At 68.6% G+C, this 3,869-nt stretch carries 3 protein-coding genes; all 3 read right to left on the bottom strand.

Annotation, left to right across the window (positions count from 1 at the left end; translation table 11 throughout):
• Positions 1 to 40: 40 nt before the first annotated feature.
• Positions 41 to 349, bottom strand: a complete 309-nt coding sequence (locus AC31A1_RS48260; RefSeq protein ID WP_019065418.1) for a DUF8827 family protein — start codon at positions 347 to 349, stop codon at positions 41 to 43.
• Between the two features lie 376 nt (positions 350 to 725).
• Positions 726 to 2,039: a S53 family peptidase gene (locus AC31A1_RS48255; protein ID WP_489659401.1), complete on the bottom strand. Its 1,314-nt coding sequence runs from the start codon at positions 2,037 to 2,039 to the stop codon at positions 726 to 728.
• Between the two features lie 435 nt (positions 2,040 to 2,474).
• Positions 2,475 to 3,836 (bottom strand): S53 family peptidase, encoded by a 1,362-nt coding sequence (locus AC31A1_RS48250; RefSeq protein ID WP_489659400.1) that lies wholly within the window; start codon positions 3,834 to 3,836, stop codon positions 2,475 to 2,477.
• Positions 3,837 to 3,869: the final 33 nt, after the last annotated feature.

Genomic DNA, 3,869 nt, shown 5'->3' with positions numbered 1-3,869 from the left:
GGGTGGGGAGGAGTGGGAGAAGGGGACTGGCCGGGCTCGGCTATACGGCCATGCCGTACACGATCGTGAAGAGGGTGCCGAGGGAGCCGATGATGAAGACGCCGGTCAGGCCGGCGACGATGAGTCCCTTGCCCTGTTCCGCGCTGAACGTGTCGCGGAGCGCCGTCGCGCCGATGCGCTGTTTGGCCGCACCCCATACGGCGATACCGAGGCAGAGCAGGATGGCGACCGCCATCACGACCTCGATCATCACCTTCGCCTCGTTACCCAGGCTGCCGAAGGGGCCCCAGTCCGGAGCGATCCCCCCGATGATGGTGTTGATGTCTCCCTTGTCGGCCGCGAAGAGCATGTAAGTCACCGCCCCTGGTGGGTAGTTCCGCATCCCCTGCAGGTGCGCAGAGGTCAGGCATCATTGTCGCCGACAAAGGCGCCGTGCGATGTCGACTTGGCGTCATTGATTGGCGGGTTTCGTACGAATACCCCGTACGGTCACTCTGTGTATCACGGTAGGTAACGCCGGGCAACGATTCCGGTGCGGAACCTGTCCGTGGTTCGGTCGTTAGCCCCTGATTACTGGATTGGGTTCGCCTCGATGTTCTCATGATGAACGGGCCGCGGCTGGATGCCGCGGCCCGTTCTCCCGTGCCAGGTGTGGCCCCCACGACCCACTGTGGCACGACATGTGACTGGTGATCAGTTCAGGGTGGGGGGCAGGTCACCGTCCGTCAGTTGGCGAAGGCGGACACACCTTCCGGGGTGCCCCAGCCGGTCGGGCCGTCGTAGCCGGTCGTGGCGGTGCAGAAGTACGACGTGGTGCAGGTGCCGTTGTTGCCGCTCGTCACGTCGTTGAGGGACGAGGTGCCCGCGTAGTCGTAGGGGTACTGCGCGGGGTAGGTGCCGCTGGCCGGGGTGCCGGCGAGGGCGTAGACGCCGGCGATGATCGGGGCGGAGACGCTGGTGCCGCCGAAGGTGTACCAGCCGGCGGTGACGCCGTAGGAGTCGTAGACGGAGACACCTGTGGCGGGGTCGGCGACGGCGGAGACGTCGGACTCCATGCGCTTGGTGCAGCCGGTGTCGGTCTGCCAGGTGGGCTTGGCGTCGTAGGAGGAGCAGCCGGAGCCGGTGCCCTCGGTGCTGCTGGTCTTCCAGACGGTCTCGGTCCAGCCGCGGGTGGTGGAGGAGGTGGAGAGCTTGGTGCCGCCGACCGCCGTGACGTACCGGGAGGTCGCCGGGTATTCGGCGCCGTAGGCGCTGTCACCGGAGGAGACGGTGATGGCCACGCCCGCGTGGTTGTAGTACGAGGTGTCGTACGACGTCTGGGAGGAGGACTCGGAGCCGCCGTAGGAGTTCGAGACGAACTTGGCGCCTAGGGCGACGGCCTCGTTCTCGGCGGTGCCGAGGTTGGCGTAGCTGGCGCTGGTGGCCTCGACGAGGGTGATGTTGCAGAGCGGGCAGATCGCGCTCGCCATGTCGAGGTCGAGGGAGATCTCCTCGGACCAGCCGGCGTCGCTGGTGGGGAGGGACGTCGTGGAGCCGGTCTGACTGACCTTCTTGAAGCAGCCGTTGGCCGTCGTGCAGGCCGAAAGGCCGTAGTACGAACGGTAGGTGGCGAGGTCGGCCTCGGCGTTCGGGTCGTTGTACGCGTCGACGATCGCGATCGTCTCGCCGGAGCCGTTGGAGGCGGCGGCGGAGGTCAGGCCGTAGGCGGACCGGAGGTTGGTCGGGCTGTAGCCGGAGGGGGTCGACGCGTCGGCCGCCTTGGGGGTGATGCCGGTCTTCGCGGCCTGCATCTTCTGGAAGGCGGTGAGGCCGCCGGTGACGCGGTAGGACTTGCAGGTGAGGTCGCCCGTGTGCTTGGGGGTCGCACAGGGGGTGGCGGCGTACGTCACCTTCGTGGAGGTGGTGGCGCTCGCCGCGGCGTCGGCCTGTACGGCGGTGCCGAGGCCGGTGAAGACGAGTGCGGCTGTGGCGATGACGACGGACCCTGTGCGGCGCCATCTACCGTGCGTGTGGGGGGAGTTGGGGGTCGTGGTACGCAAGGTGCAGCCTCCTGAGTTGGTGGAACAGGGGCGGTGCGGGTGCGTGTCGCCGGTCCGGTTTCCCCGGCGGTGGGGGGCGGCCCGCGATGACGATCCCTTGTTGAGTACGCGACAACAAGAGGCTGCTGGAATCCTGACCTCCGTATTGCCGAACGGGGTGTGGGCCTTACTTTCCGATGGCTGTCCGATGGCCATCGAGTGGCGCCCGCTTGACCCAACTCACAGTATTTCCATGGTGTTTCCACTGGTCACGCAGTCACTTAGCACATGGGCGCAGGGGACGCGGGGCGTGCGGCATGAGGCGTGCGGCACGGCGAACGGGCCGCGGCTGGTTGCCGCGGCCCGTTGCTATGTACTCCGCCGAGGGGACCCCACGTCCCCCTCTTGCCGGCGGCTCCCCGTGACCCGACGGGGAGGTTCTGGAGTGGAGTGCGGTCAGCCGGTGAAGGCCGACACGCCCTCGGGGGTGCCCCAGCCGGTCGGGCCGTCGTAGCCCGACTTGGCGGTGCAGAAGTAACTCGTCGAGCAGGAGCCGTTGTTGCCGCTCGTCACGTCGTTCAGCGCGGAGGTGCCGGCCGCGGCGTACGGGTACGAGGCCGGGTAGTCACTGCTGCCGGGGGTGCCGGCCAGCGCGTAGACCGAAGCGATGATCGGGGACGAGGCGCTGGTGCCGCCGTAGGTGCCCCAGCCGGTGCCGTCGGCGCCGTAGGTGTCGTAGACCGAGACGCCGGTGGCCGGGTCGGCGACCGCGGAGACGTCGGAGATCATGCGCTTGGTGCAGCCGGTGTCGGTCTGCCAGGACGGCTTCGCGTCGTACGCCGAGCAGCCGGAGCCGGTGCCCTCGGTGCTGCTCGTCTTCCACACGGACTCGGTCCAGCCGCGGGAGTTGGAGGACGTGGAGAGGGCGGTGCCGCCGACCGAGGTGACGTACCGCGAACCGGCCGGGTACTCGGCGCCGTAGGCCTCGTCGCCCGCGCTGGCGGTGATGGCGACGCCCGCGTGCTTGTAGTACGAGGTGTCGTACGACGTGTCGGAGGAGGACTCCGAGCCGCCGTAGGAGTTCGAGACGAACTTCGCGCCCAGCTTCACGGCCTCGTTCACCGCGGTGCCGAGGTTGGCGTCGCTCGCCGACTTGGCCTCGACTAGGAGGATGTTGCAGTTCGGGCAGGTCGCGCTCACCATGTCGAGGTCGAGCGACTCCTCGCCGGCCCAGCCACTGTCGGCGGAGGGGAGGGAGGTCGTCGAGCCGGTCTGGCTGACCTTGGTGAAGCACCCGTTGTCCGTGGTGCAGTCCGAGAGGCCGTAGTACGAGCGGTAGGTCGCGAGGTCCGCTTCGGCGTTCGGGTCGTCGTAGGCGTCGACGATGGCGACGGTCTCGCCGGAGCCGTTGTCGGCGGCCGCGTCGTCCAGGCCGTAGGCGGACTGAATGTCCGAGGGGCCGTAGCCGGTGGGGTCGTCGGAGGCGGCCTTCGGGGAGATGGTCTTGGGCGCGATGCCCTTCAGCGCGGCCTGCTTCTCCATGAAGGCGGTGGTGCCGCCGGTGACACGGAGGGCGTTGCACGCGGCGTAGCCCTTCTTCGGGGTCGCGGCACAGCCGATCTTCGTGTACTGCACGTGGGCCTTGGCGACCTGTGCGGCGATCGTCTTGGCGGTCACCTTGTGGGGGGTGACGGCCGCGCTTGCGTGGGCCGCGGTGCCGAGTCCGGCGAGCAGGAGTGCGGCGGTCGCGGTGGCGGCGGCGCCGAGTCTGCGCCAGTTGCCGCGTATGTGGGGGGAGTTGGGGGGTGACGTACGCAACGTACAGCCTCCAGAGAGAGGTGGGCAGAGGCC

Source organism: Streptomyces sp. P5F9 (assembly GCF_057961495.1).
Note: the sequence above shows the minus strand (reverse complement) of the source record. Positions and strands in the feature narration are given on the sequence as shown.

Bases quoted from the DNA above. Each gene is read 5' to 3' on its own strand.
- AC31A1_RS48260 (WP_019065418.1), bottom strand. From the start codon at position 349: ATGCTCTTCGCGGCCGACAAGGGAGACATCAACACCATCATCGGGGGG.